We start from the raw sequence: 16,268 nt of genomic DNA on the forward strand, positions 1-16,268 counted from the left end.
CTCCCCGCGACTCCTCCCCGCGAGCAGACGTAAAACTGCCCAATTTCAGGCAAAAGAGGGCAGGTTTGCGTCTGCTCGCGGGAGGAAGTCAGCCCGTGGGGACTACATCGGGCGCATCGTCGAGGTCGCCGCTCTCCCCCGCCCGCACGGCCTTGCGGCCGAAGTGGACCACATAGCCCAGGAAGACCAGTTCGGCGAAGACGCCGATACCGATCCGCGTCCACGTCGGCAGCGGCGACGGCGTCACCAGGGCCTCGATCAGGCCGGAGGCCAGGAGTACGACGGCCAGACCGATCGCCGCCGCGACCACCGCTCGGCCCTGTTCGGCCAGCACCTGCCCGCGGGGCCGGTCGCCGGGGGCGATCACGGTCCAGCCCAACCGCATCCCCACTGCCCCTGCCAGGAACACCGCGGTCAGCTCCAGTAGTCCGTGCGGCGTGATCAGGCCGAGGAACAGATCCCCCTTGCCTGCGCCGAACATCAGCCCGGCGTTCACACCGAGGTTCGCCGCGTTCTGAAACAGGACGTACGGGATGGGCAGCCCGAGCAGGATCGCGAAGGCGATGCACTGGGCGGCCACCCAGGAGTTGTTCACCCAGACCTGCAGCGCGAACGACCCGGCCGGGTGCTCGCTGTAGTAGGACTCGAAGTCGTGGTTGACCAATTCATCGATCTCACTGGGGGTTCCGATGGCCGCATGCACCTCGGGGTTGCCCGCTATCCACAGCGCCATTGCCACGGCGACGATGAAGAACGCCACCGCCGACCCCAGCCACCAGCGCCAGGACCGGTAGGCCACCACCGGAAACGACACGGTCCAGAACCGGACGAATTCCCGCCACAGCGGCGCATGGGCACCGGTGACCACGGCGCGGGCCCGCGCCACGAGCCCCGACAGCCGCCCGACCAGCACCGAATCCTGCGAGGCCGATCGCACCATCGACAGATGCGTGGAGACCCGTTGATAGAGGTCGACGAGCTCGTCGACCTCGGCACCGGTCAACCGTCGGCGTCGTTTTACCAACTGCTCCAACCGGTCCCAGGTGGGGCGATGGGCCATCACAAACGCATCGACATCCACCTGGCAAAGCGTAGTCGGTAGCGTGTGTCGGTATGGTTTGGCAGCCCGCGCCGGTGGTCACCGGGGACGCCGTGGTCCTCGACGTTGCGATCGCCCAATTGCCGGTGCGCACGCTGGCCGCCCTGATCGACATCGTGGTGATCGGCATCGCGTACGTGGTGGGCGTGGCGTTGTGGTCGATCACCCTGACCCGGTTCGACGAGGCGTTGTCGGCGGCGATCCTGATCATCTTCACGGTGCTGACCCTGGTGGGTTATCCGGTGGTGATGGAGACCGCGACGCGTGGCCGTTCGCTGGGCAAGATGGCGCTGGGTCTGCGGGTGGTGGCCGAGGACGGCGGCCCGGAACGGTTCCGCCAGGCCTTGTTCCGAGCGCTGGCCGGGTTCGTCGAGATCTGGATGCTCACGGGTGGGCCCGCGGTGATCTGCAGCCTGCTGTCGGCAAAGGGCAAGCGGCTCGGCGACATCTTCGCCGGCACCGTGGTGATCAGTGAGCGCGGACCCAAGCTGAATCCGCCTCCGGTCATGCCGCCCGCGCTCGCGTGGTGGGCCGCGTCGCTGGAGCTGTCGGGACTGGGCCCCGAGCAGGCGGAGTTGGCCAGGCAGTTCCTCTCCCGGTCGGCGCAACTCGATCCGCGGGTACGCCATGAGATGGGGTACCGAGTCTTCGGCGAGGTGGCCTCGCGCGTCTCGCCCCCGCCGCCGCCGGGCGCGCCGGCCGAGTACGTGCTGGCCGCCGTGCTGGCCGAGCGGCACCGTCGTGCGCTCGCCCGGCTGATGCCGCAGGCCCGCTCCGTGGCGTTCCCGCCTCCATATTCGAGCCCTCCGCCACCGCCCCCGACCAGCGGGTTCACTCCGCCGAGCTAGCGTGTGGGACATCACTGTCTCATTTTGACCCAATTGTGCTACATTTTGATTCATGACCGGATCGGTATCGACGCACAGCGGGCCGCGTGAGCGCACCCGCAAGGCGATTCTCGATGCCGCGATGACGGTCCTGGCCGACAATCCGTCGGCCTCGCTCAGCGATATCGCCACCGCAGCCGACGTCGGCCGCAGCACCGTGCACCGGTACTACCCCGAGCGCACCGAGCTGCTGCGCGCCCTGGCCCGGCACGTCCACGAGCTCAGTAACGCCGCGATCGACCGTGCCGATCCGACGCACGGCCCCGTCGATGCGGCGCTGCGCCGCGTGGTGGAAAGCCAGCTGGACCTGGGCCCCATCGTGATCTTCGTCTACAGCGAACCGACGATCCTGGCCGATCCCGAGCTGGCGGCCTACCTGGATACCGGGGACGAGGCGATCGTCGAGATACTCAACCGATCCTCGGTCGACAGGCCCGAATATCCCCCAGGATGGGCCCGGCGAGTGTTCTGGGCGCTGCTTGACGCCGGATATGAATCCGCCAAGCAGGACGGCACACCTCGCCATCAAATCGTCGACGCCATCATGACCAGCCTGACCGCGGGCACCATTGCGCTCCCGCGCGGCTGAAAACCTCTTTTCAAGCCTTTGGAGTCAATCCCATGTCCACCCATCTCGAAGGCAGCCAGTCGGTGACCTCAACACCCAAGCGATCGTGGGTCGCTCTGGCCGTGTTGATGTTGCCGGTGCTGCTGATCGCCATCGACAACACCGTCCTGGCCTTCGCCCTTCCGGCGATCGCCGAGGACTTCCGTCCCGCGGCCTCCACCCAGCTCTGGATCGTCGACGTCTACTCACTGGTGCTGGCCGCGTTGCTGGTCGCCATGGGCGGGCTCGGCGACCGGTTCGGCCGGCGCCGCCTGCTGCTCATCGGTGCCACCGGCTTCGCGATCGTCTCGGCCGCGGCGGCTTTCGCGCCGAGCGCGGCCTATCTGGTCGTCGCGCGTGCGGCGCTCGGCGTCTTCGGCGCGATGCTGATGCCGTCGACGCTGTCGCTGATCCGCAACATCTTCACCGAGACGTCGTCGCGCCGGCTCGCGATCGCCATCTGGGCCTCATGCTTCACCGCGGGCTCGACACTGGGGCCCATCGTCGGCGGCGCGCTGCTGCAGCATTTCCATTGGGGCTCGGTGTTTCTCGTGGCGGTGCCGATCCTGCTGCCCTTGCTGGTGCTCGGGCCGCGGCTGGTTCCGGAATCACGTGACCCGAACCCGGGTCCGCTGGATTTGACCGGTGTGGCGCTGTCGTTCACCGCGATGCTGCCGTTCGTGTGGGCGATCAAGACCGCGGCCCACGACGGCTTGTCGGGCAGCGTCGTCGCGGCATTCGCGATCGGCGTCGTGTCCGGGGTGCTGTTCGTGCGCCGGCAGAACCGCAGTGCCACACCGATGCTCGACATGGGCCTGTTCTCCTATGCGCCGTTCAGCGCGTCGATCTTGGCGAACTTCTTGTCGATCGTCGGCCTCATCGGGTTCATCTTCTTCATCTCGCAGCACCTGCAGCTTGTGCTCGGCCTCTCGCCGCTGGCGGCCGGTCTGGTGACGCTGCCGGGCGCGGTGGTGTCGATGATCGCCGGCCTGGCGGTGGTCAAGGCCGCCAAGAAGTTCGCGCCGGACACGCTGATGATCTTCGGCCTGGTGTTCGTCGCGGCCGGGTTCGGCTTGATCCTGGCCTTCCGTCACGACCTGTCGGTGGTCGCGGTGATCACGTCGTTCGTGGTACTGGAGCTGGGCGTCGGTGTCTCGCAGACGGTGTCCAACGACACCATCGTGGCATCCGTACCCGCCGCGAAATCCGGTGCGGCCTCGGCGGTGTCGGAGACCGCGTACGAGTTGGGCGCAGTGGTGGGCACCGCGACGCTGGGCACGATCTTCACGGCGTTCTACCGCAACAACATTCAGGTGCCGGCCGGGCTGACCCCCACGCAGGCCGCCGATGCCGGCGAAAGCATCGGCGGAGCGGTGTCGGTGGCCGCCGAGCTGCCCGCCAAGACCGCTGACCTGCTGATGGGTTCGGCCCGCACGGCATTCGATTCCGGCATCGCGCCGACGGCGATCATCGCGGCGACGCTGGCGCTGGCGGCAGCGGCGATCGTGGCGGCGGCGTTCCGCAGGCAGGCTCAGCGGAGTTGACGCCCGGTGGCCAGTTGTGACACGTGATCCGCGAGAATCCGTGCCACAACTGGCCGCTCGGCGCCGTGGCATTCAGCGGTGAGCCAGCCCGGCCAGCATCAGCACCGCACCGGCGAACCCGGTGACAGTGCGGACATGGTTCCACGCCGTCCAGGTGGTGAAGTAGGCCTGCCATTCGGCGGCCGCGTCGGCCAGGTCGATCTGGTCGAGGTGATTGTTGAGCGGCACGTTGAACGCCATGGTGATCACCATTCCGAGGACACCGAAGATCGCACCGGCCAGCAGATACCAACTGCCCGGCCGGCCGATCTGGACCACCGCGATCACACCGACGATCACCGACAGCAGCGCCGAGCCCAGCAGCAACAGCAGGAACGGCGCGTTGTTGTTCGCTTCGGCGTTCATGCCGCGCATGGCGGTGATCGCGGCGGCCGGCCCGGTGTGGTCGAGCCCGCGCATCACGAAGGTGGAGAACGCGTAGAAGATTCCGCCTGCGGCGGCACTGCCGAGGGAGGCGGCTGCGGTGAGGACGACGACGGGGCTCAGGTTCATACCTACAGTGAACCGATGCCCGGCCGGGCGCTCCATCGCCGACAGTCCTGATTCCATACGTGGGAGTCTTGACCGATGACAGCTGATTTCGACGCCCTGGTGGCCGAGGCCGACGCGGCACCGGTGGACGGCTGGGACTTTTCGTGGCTGCGGGGTCGGGCTACCGAAGCCCGGCCCACGTGGGGCTATCAGCGTTTGATGAGCCGGCGTTTGACGACCGTGTCCTCGGCTCTGGACATCCAGACCGGCGGCGGTGAGGTGCTCGCCGGTGCGGCCACGTTCCCACCGACCATGGCGGCCACCGAATCCTGGCCGCCCAACCTGGACCGTGCGACCCGGTTGCTGGGCCCGCGCGGAGTCGTCGTGGTCGCCGACCCTGACGAGCCGCCACTGCCCTTCGCCGATGCGGCGTTCGAGTTGGTCCTCAGCCGGCACCCGGCCACCGTGTGGTGGGACGAGATCGCGCGCGTGTTGGCTCCGGGCGGCGCCTATCTGGCCCAACATGTCGGACCGGCAAGTGTTTTCGAGTTGACCGAGTACTTTCTCGGACCACAGCCGCAGGCCCGCAGGGCGCGTGACCCAGAAACCGAGTCGGCCGCGGCACGGGCTGCCGGCCTCGACATCGTCGATCTGCGGGCCGAGCGGCTACGGGTGGAGTTCTTCGACATCGGCGCGGTGGTGTATTTCCTGCGCAAGGTCATCTGGATCGTGCCCGGCTTCAAAGTGGACACCTACCGCGACCGACTCGCGGCGCTGCACCGGCAGATCGTGGCCGACGGTTCGTTCGTCGCGCACTCGTCACGCCACCTTATCGAGGCGCGCAAACCGGGTTGAGCGTTACCCTACGGTCGTGGATGCCCTGGTCGGACTGCTCGACGGGGTACGCGCGCGGGGTGCGTTCGTGTTGCGGCTGCGCATGGATCCGCCCTGGTCTCTCGCCATCCGCGACGAAGCACCGTTGGCGCTGATCTGTCAGACCCGCGGTGACGCCGTCATCGTCGGCGCTCACAGCGGCACGTACCGGCTGGCTGCGGGTGACGTCGCGCTGACCCGCGGCACTGAAAACTACGTCTTCGCAGACGATCCGGGCACCCCGCCGAGCATCGTCATCCAGCCCGGGCAGCGTTGCACGACGCCGTCCGGGGAGGATCTGCACGTCGAGATGTCGCTGGGCCTGCGCAGCTGGGGCAACAGCGCGACCGGTTCATCGGAGTCGATCGTCTGTGCCTACGAGGGCCGCAGCGAGGTCAGTGCCCGCCTGCTCGACGCGCTGCCGACGGTGCTGGTGCTGCGAGCGGACGAGTGGGACACCCCGCTGATCGATCTGCTGTCCGCCGAGGCGGGCCACGACGGACCCGGTCAGGAGGCCTACCTCGACCGCCTGCTCGACCTACTGCTGATCGGGGTGCTGCGCACGTGGTTCGACCGCGACGGCAATGCCCCGCCGTGGTGGCAGGCCGAACAGGACCCTGTCGTCGGGCCTGCGCTGAAACTGATCTACAACAATCCGGCACATCCCTGGACAGTGGCCAATCTTGCTGCAGCCGTGGGATGTTCACGTGCAGTGTTCGCCCGCAGGTTCGCCGAGCAGGTCGGCGAGCCGCCGATCGCCTTCCTCACCGGCTGGCGGCTGGCGCTGGCGGCCGACCTCTTGCGGGGCAGTGAGGCCACGATCGCCGCCGTGGCCCGCCAGGTCGGCTACTCGACACCGTTCGCGTTGAGCAGCGCGTTCAAACGGTCCTACGGGGTCAGCCCGAACGAGCATAGGGCGGTGTGATCGCGAAAGTGACACTACGGTCGCGATTTGCGCCGGGCAACGACCCTACCGTCACTCTGGCGACGCAGCTGCAGGCCGATTGGCCCGGGCCGCCACCGCCCCGGCGATCGACGTGGTCGCGATGGTCAGCAGCGCGCCGAGCATCAGGGCCGCGGGCTCACCCGGTGCCAACAGGTGCTGCTCGGTCCCCAGTGTGGCGGCCGCGACCGGGACGCCGAGCTGGGCAGCTGAGAACACCGCGAGTGTCACCGGCTGGCCGAACAGCCGGCCCGCGCTGTGAGCGAGGATCGCGGCGAGGCCCAATGCCACGCCGAGCGCGATGAATTCGGGATGGTCACCGAGTTCGCGCACTTGCAGCGAGGCGCCGAGCCAGACGAAGAACAACGGGCCGAAGAACCCGTCGGTGATACCGAACAACTGCCTGGCCAGCCGGCGGGGCTCCCCGATCGCCGACACCACCAGGCCCAGCGCGAATCCGGCGAGCATGATCGAGACGTGGGTGGTCAACGCGACCGCCGAAAGTCCGAACAGGAAGATCAGGCTGAACCGAAGCTCGAGCGCGAACTTGTGCTTCGCCGAGTAGTGGTGCACGCGGCGACGCAGGCCCCGCGCATACCCGGCCCGCAAGACGAGGAAGAGCGCGCCCGCACAGCCCGCGATGGCCAGCGCCCCCATGGCGGCGCGGGGGGCCCGCTGGATGTCGATCACCAACGGCAGCAACACGATCGATGCGGTGTCGGCGATGGCGATCTGCGCGGTGACCGACAGCACGGGTGGTCCCTCCAGTCGTAGCCCGTCGATGACGGGCAGCGCCAGGGCTGCCGACGACGACGCCATCACCACGGCATACAGCGCCGCATGCCCGGTGCCGAACGCGCGCGCGATCACGACGCCGAGCACCGCGGCCAGCACACCGATGAAGACGGCCCGCAGCAGCGCCTTGGGGATCGCGGTACGCAGCGTCCTGTCGCGCACCGGGACATGGGTGCCGACGACAAACATCACCAGGGCGAAGCCGATGTTGGCCAGCAGGGTGAACGTCGGGTCACTGTGATCGACGATTCCGAACCCGGTTCTGCCGACGACGATCCCAGCGACCAGCTCACCGATCACCACGGGAACGCGCAACCGCGGCACGGTCGCCAGCGCCGGTCCGGCCAGGCCGATGACCGCGATCAGCGCCAGTGTGTCGAACCCGAACCCTGCCACCGGGTCACATTAGGCGCTGATCCAGTTCCCGTGGAACCCGTAGGGCACGCGGCGCGGCAGTTTGATGGTGGCGACCGGTTTTCCACCGAAGTCCGACGCGTCCAGGATCACGAGGTCGCTGCCGTCGCGTTCGGGGTCGTACACGTAGCCCAGGTACCACCCGTTGCTCTCGTCGGCCGGGCCCGCGCCGGGAATGAACACCGCCTCTCCTGGCCCGCCGGCGCCGAGTTCGTGTCGCATGCCGGCACCGGTGGTCAGGTCGTACCGCAGCCAAGAGTTACCGCCAACCGCAACGGCGTAGCGCGCGGGCAGGCCGGCCAGCCGGTCGTCGATGCGGGGGAACTCCACCCCGAGATCATCGAGCTGACGCTCGCGGACCGTCCCGGCCGCCAGGTCGATCCGCCACTCCCACAGCACGCCCTCGACATCGAAACCGCCGTCGTTGCGCCACAGCTCGGGATAGCGAACCGCCTGCAGCACAATCGAATTACCGTCGTCATGGGCGTTGGCAACATGGAACACGTAACACGGGTCGATGTCGAACCAGCGGATGGGCGCGTCGGGGTCGTCACGGCGCAGCACACCGAACCGGGCGCCGTAGTCATCGCTCCAGCGGTACGGCATATCTCCTTCGCGCTTTACCGCGATGTCCAGATCGAACACCACGGGCAGGTCCATGAAGATCACATGGCCCGCGGTCATCGCGAAGTCGTGCATCATGGTGTGCGCCTTGACATCCACCGGCCTGTTGATGGTCAGCTCACCGCTGGCGTCGGCGCGGTGATAGGTGACGTAGGGCTCGAAGATGCTGCCGTATCCGAAGAAGTGCAGCTCGCCGGTCGTCGGGCAGATCTTGGGGTGGGCGGTCATCGAGTCGACCAGTTTCCCGCCGAAGTCGTAGGCGCCCACGGTTTCCAGATCGTTGGTGATCTCGTAGGGCAGAGAGGATTCCACCAGAGCGAGCGTCTTGCCGGCGTGGTTGACGACGTGGGTGTTGGCGACGGCGGACCGCAGGTTCCGCGTGCCGTCGTCGTTGTACAGCGGGAAGTCCTTGACGAAGCTGTCGGTTCGGACCCAGCGGTTGCGATACCACTTGGCCGCGCCGTTCTCGATGCGGATGCCGTGGATCATCCCGTCCCCGGCGAACCAGTGCTCGGTCGCCTGGCGCGGGTTCGGCCCGTTGCGCAGGTACCAGCCGTCGAGTTCGGCGGGAATGGCGCCGTCGACAGGCAGGTCGTGTTCGGTGAGTTCGTCGGCAATGGGCGCGTAGTTGCCGCGCAGGAAGAAGTCGGTTTCGCCGATGGGCAGGGCTGAGGTCATGCACTCAACGGTGACATTCCACAACTGACATGTCAATAGTGGACGGTAGGCTGTCGGCATGAGTCTGCGCATGGCGGCACTTGGTTTGTTGGCACAGCACCCCGGCAGTGGGTACGACCTGCTCAAACGGTTCGAGAAATCGATGGCGAACGTCTGGCCCGCCACCCAGAGCCAGCTTTACGGCGAGCTCAACAAATTGGCCGGAGCGAGCCTGATCGAGGTGTCGGCGATCGGCCCGCGCGGCCGCAAGGAGTACCGCATCACCGACGCCGGCCGCACCGAACTGCAGCACTGGATCGCCCATCCCTCCGACGATCCCCCCGAGCGCAGCGCCGCCTTGCTGCGGGTTTTCCTACTGGGCGAATTACCCCGCGACCAGGCACGCGAGCACCTCATGACACTGGCCGCCCGCGCCGACGCCGAGATCGCGCGTCTCGAGGAACTCGATGCGTCGATCCCCTGGGCCGACACGGACGAGGACCTCTACGGGCACGCAGCCCTGGAGTACGGCCTGCGCTTGAACGCCATGCAGGCCGAGTGGGCACGCCGGCTCACGGAAACTCTCGACAACCGATAGGTTCCGATATATCGTTGACGCATCGGCAGCGCGATCAGGCGCTCCTCAACGACAACGAAGGATTCATCCAATGACCCACCCATTCAATTCACCAGGCGGCTTCGGTTTCGTACCTCTCGGACGCGAAGAAGCGCGCCTCATGTTCCACCAGGCCCGGGCCGCGCGCCGCGACATGCGCCACCAGATGCGCGCGCAGGCAGAAGCTGCCCGTGAGGGCGTCGACGCCACGTGCCAGACCGGATTCGGCTTCGACCCGCGCGGCGGGCGAGGACTCGGCTTCGGATTCGGGCCCGGTCCCCTCGGCGGCCCTCTCGGCGGACCGTTCGGCGGGCACCGCGGCCGTGGCGGGCGACGCGGACGGCGCGGCGATGTCCGTGCCGCCATCCTCACCCTGCTGACCGAACGGCCCATGCACGGCTATGAGATGACGCAGGAGATCGCGGCCCGCAGCAACAACCTGTGGAAGCCCAGCCCCGGCTCGGTGTACCCGACGCTGCAGCTGCTGGTCGACGAGGGACTGATCGTCCCGACCGAATCCGAGGGCAGCAAGAAGACTTTCGAGCTGACCGAAGAGGGCCGGCAGGCCGCGGCCCAGATCGAGACCCCGCCGTGGGCGCAGATCGCCGACGACGCCGATCCCGGTGCCGTCAACCTGCATGCGGCCGTCACGCAGTTGATGGCTGCCGTCGGCCAGTCCGCCTATGCCGGCGGTGAGGAGCAGCGGCAACGCATCCTCGACGTCGTCAACAACGCCCGCCGCGAGATCTACCAGATCCTCGGCGAGGAGTAGCAGCCCGTAGGCTGCCCTCGTGAGCAGCCTCGTCACAACCATCGCGCCGGCCGTCGTCGCAGTCCTGACCGCGGCCGGCGCGGTCATCGGACTCCAATTCCGCGATGTCGACGCCTACGAGCGTCGGCGCAATATCTGGCAGTGGCTTCTGGTCCTGCTCGCCGCGGCCGCGACGTTGGGCGCGATCGGCTCGGCCTCCGGCGTGGGAAGCCTCATCGAGGCCACCATCATGGCGGTGGTCGGAGTGGCCGCCGTCGTCCTCGCGCACGTGCTGTGGCGCCGGCGTGTTCCCGATGCCGAGCCCCGCAACGTGGCGATCGCGACGGCCGCGGCCGCCTGCGCGGTCCTGGTCATCGTCGGCATGACCGCGCTGACCTACACCGGGAACAAGGGCTGCCGTCAGGTCGATCCGCTGGTGCAGACCAGTCGCGCGAGCTCGGGCGCGCTCATGCCCACGATCGAAGCCAACCAAGGGCCGACGGTGGGCGACTTCACCGACTGGGCCAAGATCATCCGCGAGCAGGCCGATCAGGTGACCGACGGCGAGGTCGCGGCGCACGCGCACCGACTGGGTGAGCTCGCCGGACAGATCGCCGATTCCGTCCGGAGTAACGACAAGGCCCAGCACGCGTTGCTCGGCAAGCAGTACTACGACGAGCTCGGGGCGATCCTGAAGAAGTGCCAGATCCAGGTGACCCGCTAGATCTCCACCCAGTCCAGGGTGCGCGAAACAGCTTTGCGCCAACCGGCGTAACCGCCGGATCGCTGCTCGTCATCCCACTGCGCGCTCCACCGCTGGCCCTCCTGCCAATTGGCACGCAGGTCGTCTGCACCGTCCCAGAATCCGACGGCGAGCCCGGCCGCATAGGCCGCGCCCAGCGCAGTCGTCTCGGCCACCACGGGTTTGACCACGTCGACCCCCAGCACGTCGGCCTGGATCTGCATGCACAGCGCGTTGGCGGTGATACCGCCGTCGACTTTCAGAACCTCAAGGTGCACACCGGAATCGGCCTCCATGGCCTCCACCACGTCGCGGCTCTGATAGCAGATCGCCTCCAGCGTGGCGCGCGCCAGGTGGGCGTTGGTGTTGTACCGGGACAGCCCGACGATCACGCCTCTGGCGTCGGACCGCCAGTACGGCGCGAAGAGACCGGAGAACGCCGGCACGAAGTAGACGCCGCCGTTGTCGGCGACCTGTCTGGCCAGCGCCTCGCTCTGCGCCGCCCCGCTGATGATGCCGAGCTGATCCCGCAGCCACTGCACGGCCGAGCCCGTCACCGCGATCGAGCCTTCAAGTGCGTAAACCGGTTTCGCGTCACCGAATTGGTAGCACACCGTGGTGAGCAGTCCGTTTTCCGAACGCACGATCTTCTCGCCCGTGTTGAGCAACAGGAAATTGCCTGTGCCATAAGTGTTCTTGGCCTCGCCGGGTTCCAGACACACCTGGCCCACCATCGCGGCCTGCTGGTCGCCCAGGATTCCCGTCACCGGCACCTGCCCGGCCAGCGGGCCGTTGTCGCGGGTGACCCCGAACGAGGCGGGGTATGACGACGGCTTGATCTCGGGCATCATCTGCCGCGGAATGGAGAAGAACGACAACAGTTCGTCGTCCCAGTCCAGCGTTTCCAGGTTCATCAACATGGTGCGGCTGGCGTTGGTGACGTCGGTGACGTGCACGCCGCCGCGGTAACCACCGGTGAGATTCCAGGTCACCCATGTGTCGGACGTGCCGAAGATCGCGTCGCCGTTCTCCGCGTCGCGCCGTACCCCCTCGACGTTGTCGAGAATCCACTGAATCTTGCCGCCGGAGAAGTACGTCGCCGGCGGCAGCCCCGCCTTGCGCCGGATCACGTCACCGCGGCCGTCTCGGTCCAGCGCGGCGGCGATGCGATCGGTGCGGGTGTCCTGCCAGACGATGGCGTTGTGGTACGGGCGGCCGGTGTGGCGGTTCCACACCAGCGTGGTCTCCCGCTGGTTGGTGATGCCCAGTGCGGCAAGGTCGTCGGACACCAGGTTGGTGCTGTTCAGCGCGGTCATGATCGCCGAAGCGGTGCGCTCCCAGATCTCGACCGGGTTGTGTTCGACCCACCCGGCCTTGGGCAGGATCTGCTGATGCTCGAGCTGATGGCGCCCCACCTCGGCACCGGCGTGATCAAAGATCATGCACCGGGTACTGGTGGTGCCCTGGTCGATCGCAGCTACGAAGTCGGCCACTGTGCCCCTTTCCCGGGTCGCTGTCGCTTCTGCCCTCCGAAACGTCCATCATGGCTTACATGGCTCCCGACCCCCCAGATATCGACCGGATGCCACGGGGCGGGTTCCGCGCCTCGTGTTTGGACCGGCTGCTGGAGACCGACCGGTTGGAGTACCTCGACCGCGACGACGTCAGCGTTTCGGTCAAGCATCAGGTGATCGGGGCCCTGGACTGGACCGGACGGTTCTTCAAGAACCATCAGCGCTTCGCCGCGATCGCGCTCGATCTGGTCGCCGATGTGCCCGATCCACGAATCCTGGAGTTGGGTGCGGGCCACGGCGGGGTGTCGCGTCAACTGCTGGATGATCACCCGTCGGCGCGGGTCACCGTCACCGACGTCGACGCGGAATCGGTGGCCCGTATCGCCGCAAGCGATCTCGGCAGCCATCCCCGGGCCGAGGTCCGCCAGATGGACGCCACCGCCATCGACGCCGCCGACGGCAGTTACGACCTGGTCCTGTTCGCGCTCTCGTTCCACCACCTGCGCCCGGCGCAGGCCGCGCGGGTGTTCGCCGAGGGCACCCGGGTCGCCGACATCCTGCTGATCATCGACCTTCCCCGGCCGCCGGCTCCCCTGCACCTGTTGCGCCTGGCGACGATGCTGCCGGCGGCAGTCGTGCTTCCGTTCGCGCACGACGGCGTCATCAGCTCACTGCGCAGCTACAGCCCGTCGGCATTGCGGAGCCTGGCCCGTCATGCCGACCCGTCGATCGAGCTCACGCTGCGCAGCGGCCTGAACCTGCCTCAGATCGTCATCGCCAGGCGCGCACGGTGAATCGCGTCAGGCGCGCCGTTTGACCTGTGGTGCCACCGAGAAGAGGTCGGCGACGGTGGAGGCCAGTTCGAGGAAGGACTGCCGGGTGGCGCGGCTGAGGAAGCCGAGGTCCACCTCGGCGCCTTCGGCGAGGTGATCGTCGAACGGGATCACGTGCAGGGCGCGAACCCTGGGCAGGAAATGGTTCGACAGCTGCGCCATGTCGAGCCCCAATGCGCCCGGCCGCGACGCGCTGACCACGACGATCGCCTTCGGCACGAGATGTGAATAGCCATGGCGCTCAAGCCAATCCAGAGTCGCCAGGGCACTGCGCGCCGAATCGATGGCAGGCGACGCGACGATCACGATCGCATCCGCGGCATCGAGCACACCGGCCATCGCCGAGTGCACCAGTCCGGTACCGCAGTCGGTCAGGATGATGTTGTAGAAGCGCTGCAGCACGCTCAGCACGCCGCGATAGTCGTACTCCGAGAACGCCTCCGAGGTGGCCGGGTCCCGCTCGGACGCCAAGATCTCCAGACGGCTTGTGCTCTGGGAGGTATGGCGGCGGATGTCGGAGTAGCGCGATATGCCGTCGTCGAGAAGCACGTCGCGCACGGTGGAGCTGCATTCGTTGGGCCCGCGCTGGGCCAGCGTGCCGAAGTCGGGGTTGGCATCCACCGCGATCACCCGGTCGCCACGCGTGGCCGCCAGCGTGGCACCCAGCCCGATGGTGGTGGTGGTCTTGCCCACGCCGCCCTTCTGCGACAGCAGAGCGATGTTGAACGGACCGCCGACCACCGGCTGGTTGACCCGGTCGATGAGTGCCTTGTGGCTGGATTCCTGCTCGGACACCCCGGGGTTCAACCCTGTGGCCCGGTAGACGGCCTTGCGCCAGCCCGACTTTGGCGTGGCCGCGGTACGGACCAGACCGAGGTCGCCGTTGCTCGGCACCACCGACCGATGCTGCCCCTCGGACTGCATGGAGGTGAACGGAGTCTGCTCCGGCGGCCCGAGCGTGAGCCGCTCGTCATCGCTGTCGGTCATGGCTGCTTCCTTCCGTCAACTCGATGCCGTCATGCCGAGTACCTGCTTGAGTGCCGCCCGCATATCGGCCAATTCGATCCTCATCAGCTGCGTCTCATCGAGCTCCGACAGGTTCGCGCCGTGGATCTCGCTGAGCCGGTATTCGCGTTCTTCCTCGGCCGCTTCGATCACGTTGCGCACGAATCGGCCGTTGCCGGCCAGGTCGATGCCGGGCCGCAGTTGTCCCGTGGAGTCGAGCGCCTCGCTCTGGCACAGTGCGACACAGGAGCTGACGAGTTCGTCATAGGCGGCCTCGGACAGTTCGGAATCCCTGGTGCGGGCGACCAGCTTTCCGATGTCCCCGAGTTCGTGCGGACCGTAGGAACCGAAGCGGATCCGTTTGGTGAACCGCGACGCCAGACCGTCGTTGGAGGCCAGGAAGCGATCGATCTCTGCGTCGTAGCCGGCGATGATCACCACCAGGCGGTCGCGGTCGTTCTCCATGCGGGCCAGCAGGGTGTCGACCGCCTCACGGCCGAAGGCGTCGCCGCCGGACAGCCCGGTCTGGATCAGCGTGTAAGCCTCGTCGATGAACAGCACCCCGTCCATCGCCGAGTCGATCAGCGCGGTCGTCTTGATCGCGGTGCTACCCAGATGCTGGCCGACGAAGTCGTGCCGCTTGGCCTCCACGATGTTGGGTGTCCGCAGCAACCCGAGCCCGCAGTAGGTCTGCGCCACCACCCGGGCGATCGTGGTCTTGCCGGTTCCGGGCGGTCCGGTGAACGCCAGGTGCAGACTGCGCGCCGCGGAGCTCAGCCCCTTGTCCCCGCGGACCTTTGCCAGCATCGCCGCCGATTTCAGTTTCGCGACTTGGAGTTTGACCTCCGACAAGCCGATCTGCCGGTCCAGTTCCTCCTGCGCCGCCCTGAGGTATTCGTTGCCACGCTCGGACAGGTCGTCGGCCATGAGGTCTTCTGCCGACGGCACGCTGGCCGGATCCCAACGGTCGGAGCGCGAATCGATGATCTCCTTCGAGGTGATCACCAGGCGGTACTTCGGATCGGCCAACGCCGCGGCATTGGCCTCGAACCCGGGGTCCTCACTGTAGATCCGTTCGAAGATCACCCGGGCGTCCTGCTCTTCGCCCATCTCGCGCAGCGTCAGCCCCTTGCAGAACTCCGCTGCCCGCCGTGCTCCCGGAACGGGGCCCTCGATCGCGCGGTCCAGCCGCCGGATGCCCTCACCGAACAACCCCATCTGCGCGCATGCCGAACCGACCATCAGATCGGCGCCGGCGCCGATGTAGCTGTCGGTGAACGATCCCGACCTGCTCAGCGCGCTCAGCACGTCGGGCCAACGCTGCGTGGTGAAGTGCAGCACCCCACGGATATACGCACAGATCTCGCCGGTGTCGCCGTCCTGGGTGGTCGTGGCCTGTTCCAGTCTGTCGAGCACCTGCTCGGCCTCGTCGAAATCCTTGGCGCCGATCATGCTGGCCGCGTAGGCAAGCCACATCTCGGTCTTGGTGCTCAACGGATAGTCGAGGTACAGCCCGGTCTGGAAACGACCGCTCAGCGCCCGTTGCGGCAAGCCGAGTCGGCGCTGTTCACGGAACAACGAGAGTGTGCTGGTGCGGTACAGGTGGTAGATGACCTCGGGAGAGGTGTCACCGGTGGCCGCGCGCCCAAGCCACGCGTCGCACATATCGGGGTCGTACTCCGTGGCCCGGCGGAACGCCAGCGCCGCGTACTGCAGGTCGCGCTCGGTTTCCAAGCCGTCGATGGGGATGCCGAGCGACAGCACTCCGGCATCGAAAACCCGCTGCGCATCGGTGGATCCACTCATCGGAGGTGACACATCTCCTCACTGCAC

The 16,268-nt window shown here is 67.4% G+C and carries 15 protein-coding genes and 1 pseudogene; 9 read left to right on the forward strand and 7 right to left on the reverse strand.

The window, feature by feature from the left end; genetic code table 11:
- Nucleotides 1-88 precede the first annotated feature (88 nt).
- The gene (locus H977_RS0113865; protein WP_029108434.1) at nucleotides 89-1,081 is read right to left on the reverse strand and encodes a stage II sporulation protein M; all 993 of its coding nucleotides are present in this window, start codon (nucleotides 1,079-1,081) and stop codon (nucleotides 89-91) included.
- Between the two features lie 32 nt (nucleotides 1,082-1,113).
- On the opposite strand from H977_RS0113865, the gene H977_RS0113870 reads away from it, so the two are divergent.
- The 3 genes from H977_RS0113870 to lfrA are packed head-to-tail and all read left to right on the forward strand — an operon-like array spanning nucleotide 1,114 to nucleotide 4,137.
- Nucleotides 1,114-1,947: an RDD family protein gene (locus H977_RS0113870; RefSeq protein ID WP_029108435.1), complete on the forward strand. Its 834-nt coding sequence runs from the start codon at nucleotides 1,114-1,116 to the stop codon at nucleotides 1,945-1,947.
- A 52-nt stretch (nucleotides 1,948-1,999) separates the two neighbouring features.
- On the forward strand, nucleotides 2,000-2,575 hold the full coding sequence (locus H977_RS0113875; RefSeq protein ID WP_029108436.1) for a TetR/AcrR family transcriptional regulator: 576 nt from the start codon (nucleotides 2,000-2,002) through the stop codon (nucleotides 2,573-2,575).
- Nucleotides 2,576-2,607: 32 nt separating this feature from the next.
- Entirely contained in the window at nucleotides 2,608-4,137 is a 1,530-nt protein-coding gene (lfrA, locus tag H977_RS0113880) for an efflux MFS transporter LfrA (protein WP_029108437.1), read from the forward strand.
- 72 nt (nucleotides 4,138-4,209) lie between these two features.
- Here lfrA and H977_RS0113885 read toward each other — a convergent pair whose 3' ends face one another.
- Nucleotides 4,210-4,689 (reverse strand): anthrone oxygenase family protein, encoded by a 480-nt coding sequence (locus tag H977_RS0113885; protein ID WP_029108438.1) that lies wholly within the window; start codon nucleotides 4,687-4,689, stop codon nucleotides 4,210-4,212.
- Nucleotides 4,690-4,764: 75 nt separating this feature from the next.
- Between H977_RS0113885 and H977_RS0113890 the strand changes: the two genes are divergently transcribed.
- Nucleotides 4,765-5,523, forward strand: coding sequence for a methyltransferase domain-containing protein (locus H977_RS0113890; RefSeq protein WP_029108439.1), 759 nt, complete (start codon nucleotides 4,765-4,767; stop codon nucleotides 5,521-5,523).
- Nucleotides 5,524-5,539: 16 nt separating this feature from the next.
- Nucleotides 5,540-6,466: an AraC family transcriptional regulator gene (locus H977_RS0113895; RefSeq protein ID WP_029108440.1), complete on the forward strand. Its 927-nt coding sequence runs from the start codon at nucleotides 5,540-5,542 to the stop codon at nucleotides 6,464-6,466.
- Between the two features lie 51 nt (nucleotides 6,467-6,517).
- On the opposite strand, the gene H977_RS0113900 is transcribed toward H977_RS0113895, so the two are convergent.
- Nucleotides 6,518-7,675: a cation:proton antiporter gene (locus H977_RS0113900; protein WP_029108441.1), complete on the reverse strand. Its 1,158-nt coding sequence runs from the start codon at nucleotides 7,673-7,675 to the stop codon at nucleotides 6,518-6,520.
- Between the two features lie 9 nt (nucleotides 7,676-7,684).
- A complete protein-coding gene (locus H977_RS0113905; RefSeq protein WP_029108442.1) occupies nucleotides 7,685-8,995 on the reverse strand; it encodes a carotenoid oxygenase family protein in 1,311 nt (436 codons plus the stop codon).
- Nucleotides 8,996-9,053: 58 nt separating this feature from the next.
- Between H977_RS0113905 and H977_RS0113910 the strand changes: the two genes are divergently transcribed.
- The 3 genes from H977_RS0113910 to H977_RS0113920 all read left to right on the forward strand — a co-directional run bounded on the left by H977_RS0113910 (nucleotide 9,054) and on the right by H977_RS0113920 (nucleotide 11,065).
- The gene (locus tag H977_RS0113910; RefSeq protein ID WP_029108443.1) at nucleotides 9,054-9,572 is read left to right on the forward strand and encodes a PadR family transcriptional regulator; all 519 of its coding nucleotides are present in this window, start codon (nucleotides 9,054-9,056) and stop codon (nucleotides 9,570-9,572) included.
- 70 nt (nucleotides 9,573-9,642) lie between these two features.
- Nucleotides 9,643-10,362 carry a PadR family transcriptional regulator gene (locus H977_RS0113915; RefSeq protein WP_029108444.1) on the forward strand — a complete coding sequence of 240 codons (720 nt, stop codon included), beginning with the start codon at nucleotides 9,643-9,645 and terminating at the stop codon, nucleotides 10,360-10,362.
- A gap of 19 nt (nucleotides 10,363-10,381) precedes the next feature.
- Nucleotides 10,382-11,065: a hypothetical protein gene (locus H977_RS0113920; protein ID WP_029108445.1), complete on the forward strand. Its 684-nt coding sequence runs from the start codon at nucleotides 10,382-10,384 to the stop codon at nucleotides 11,063-11,065.
- On the opposite strand, the gene glpK is transcribed toward H977_RS0113920, so the two are convergent.
- Nucleotides 11,062-12,525: a glycerol kinase GlpK gene (glpK, locus tag H977_RS0113925; protein ID WP_231395960.1), complete on the reverse strand. Its 1,464-nt coding sequence runs from the start codon at nucleotides 12,523-12,525 to the stop codon at nucleotides 11,062-11,064. The genes H977_RS0113920 and glpK overlap by 4 nt on opposite strands.
- A 101-nt stretch (nucleotides 12,526-12,626) precedes the next feature.
- Between glpK and H977_RS0113930 the strand changes: the two genes are divergently transcribed.
- The gene (locus tag H977_RS0113930) at nucleotides 12,627-13,391 is read left to right on the forward strand and encodes a class I SAM-dependent methyltransferase (protein WP_029108447.1); all 765 of its coding nucleotides are present in this window, start codon (nucleotides 12,627-12,629) and stop codon (nucleotides 13,389-13,391) included.
- 6 nt (nucleotides 13,392-13,397) lie between these two features.
- Here H977_RS0113930 and H977_RS0113935 read toward each other — a convergent pair.
- Together H977_RS0113935 and eccA are read right to left on the reverse strand one after the other, a co-directional pair.
- Nucleotides 13,398-14,378: pseudogene (locus H977_RS0113935) on the reverse strand (MinD/ParA family ATP-binding protein); the annotation flags it as partial.
- Nucleotides 14,379-14,432: 54 nt separating this feature from the next.
- Nucleotides 14,433-16,241 (reverse strand): type VII secretion AAA-ATPase EccA, encoded by a 1,809-nt coding sequence (eccA, locus tag H977_RS0113940; RefSeq protein ID WP_029108449.1) that lies wholly within the window; start codon nucleotides 16,239-16,241, stop codon nucleotides 14,433-14,435.
- Nucleotides 16,242-16,268: the final 27 nt, after the last annotated feature.

The organism is Mycobacterium sp. URHD0025 (assembly GCF_000426065.1).
Classification (GTDB): Bacteria; Actinomycetota; Actinomycetes; order Mycobacteriales; family Mycobacteriaceae; genus Mycobacterium.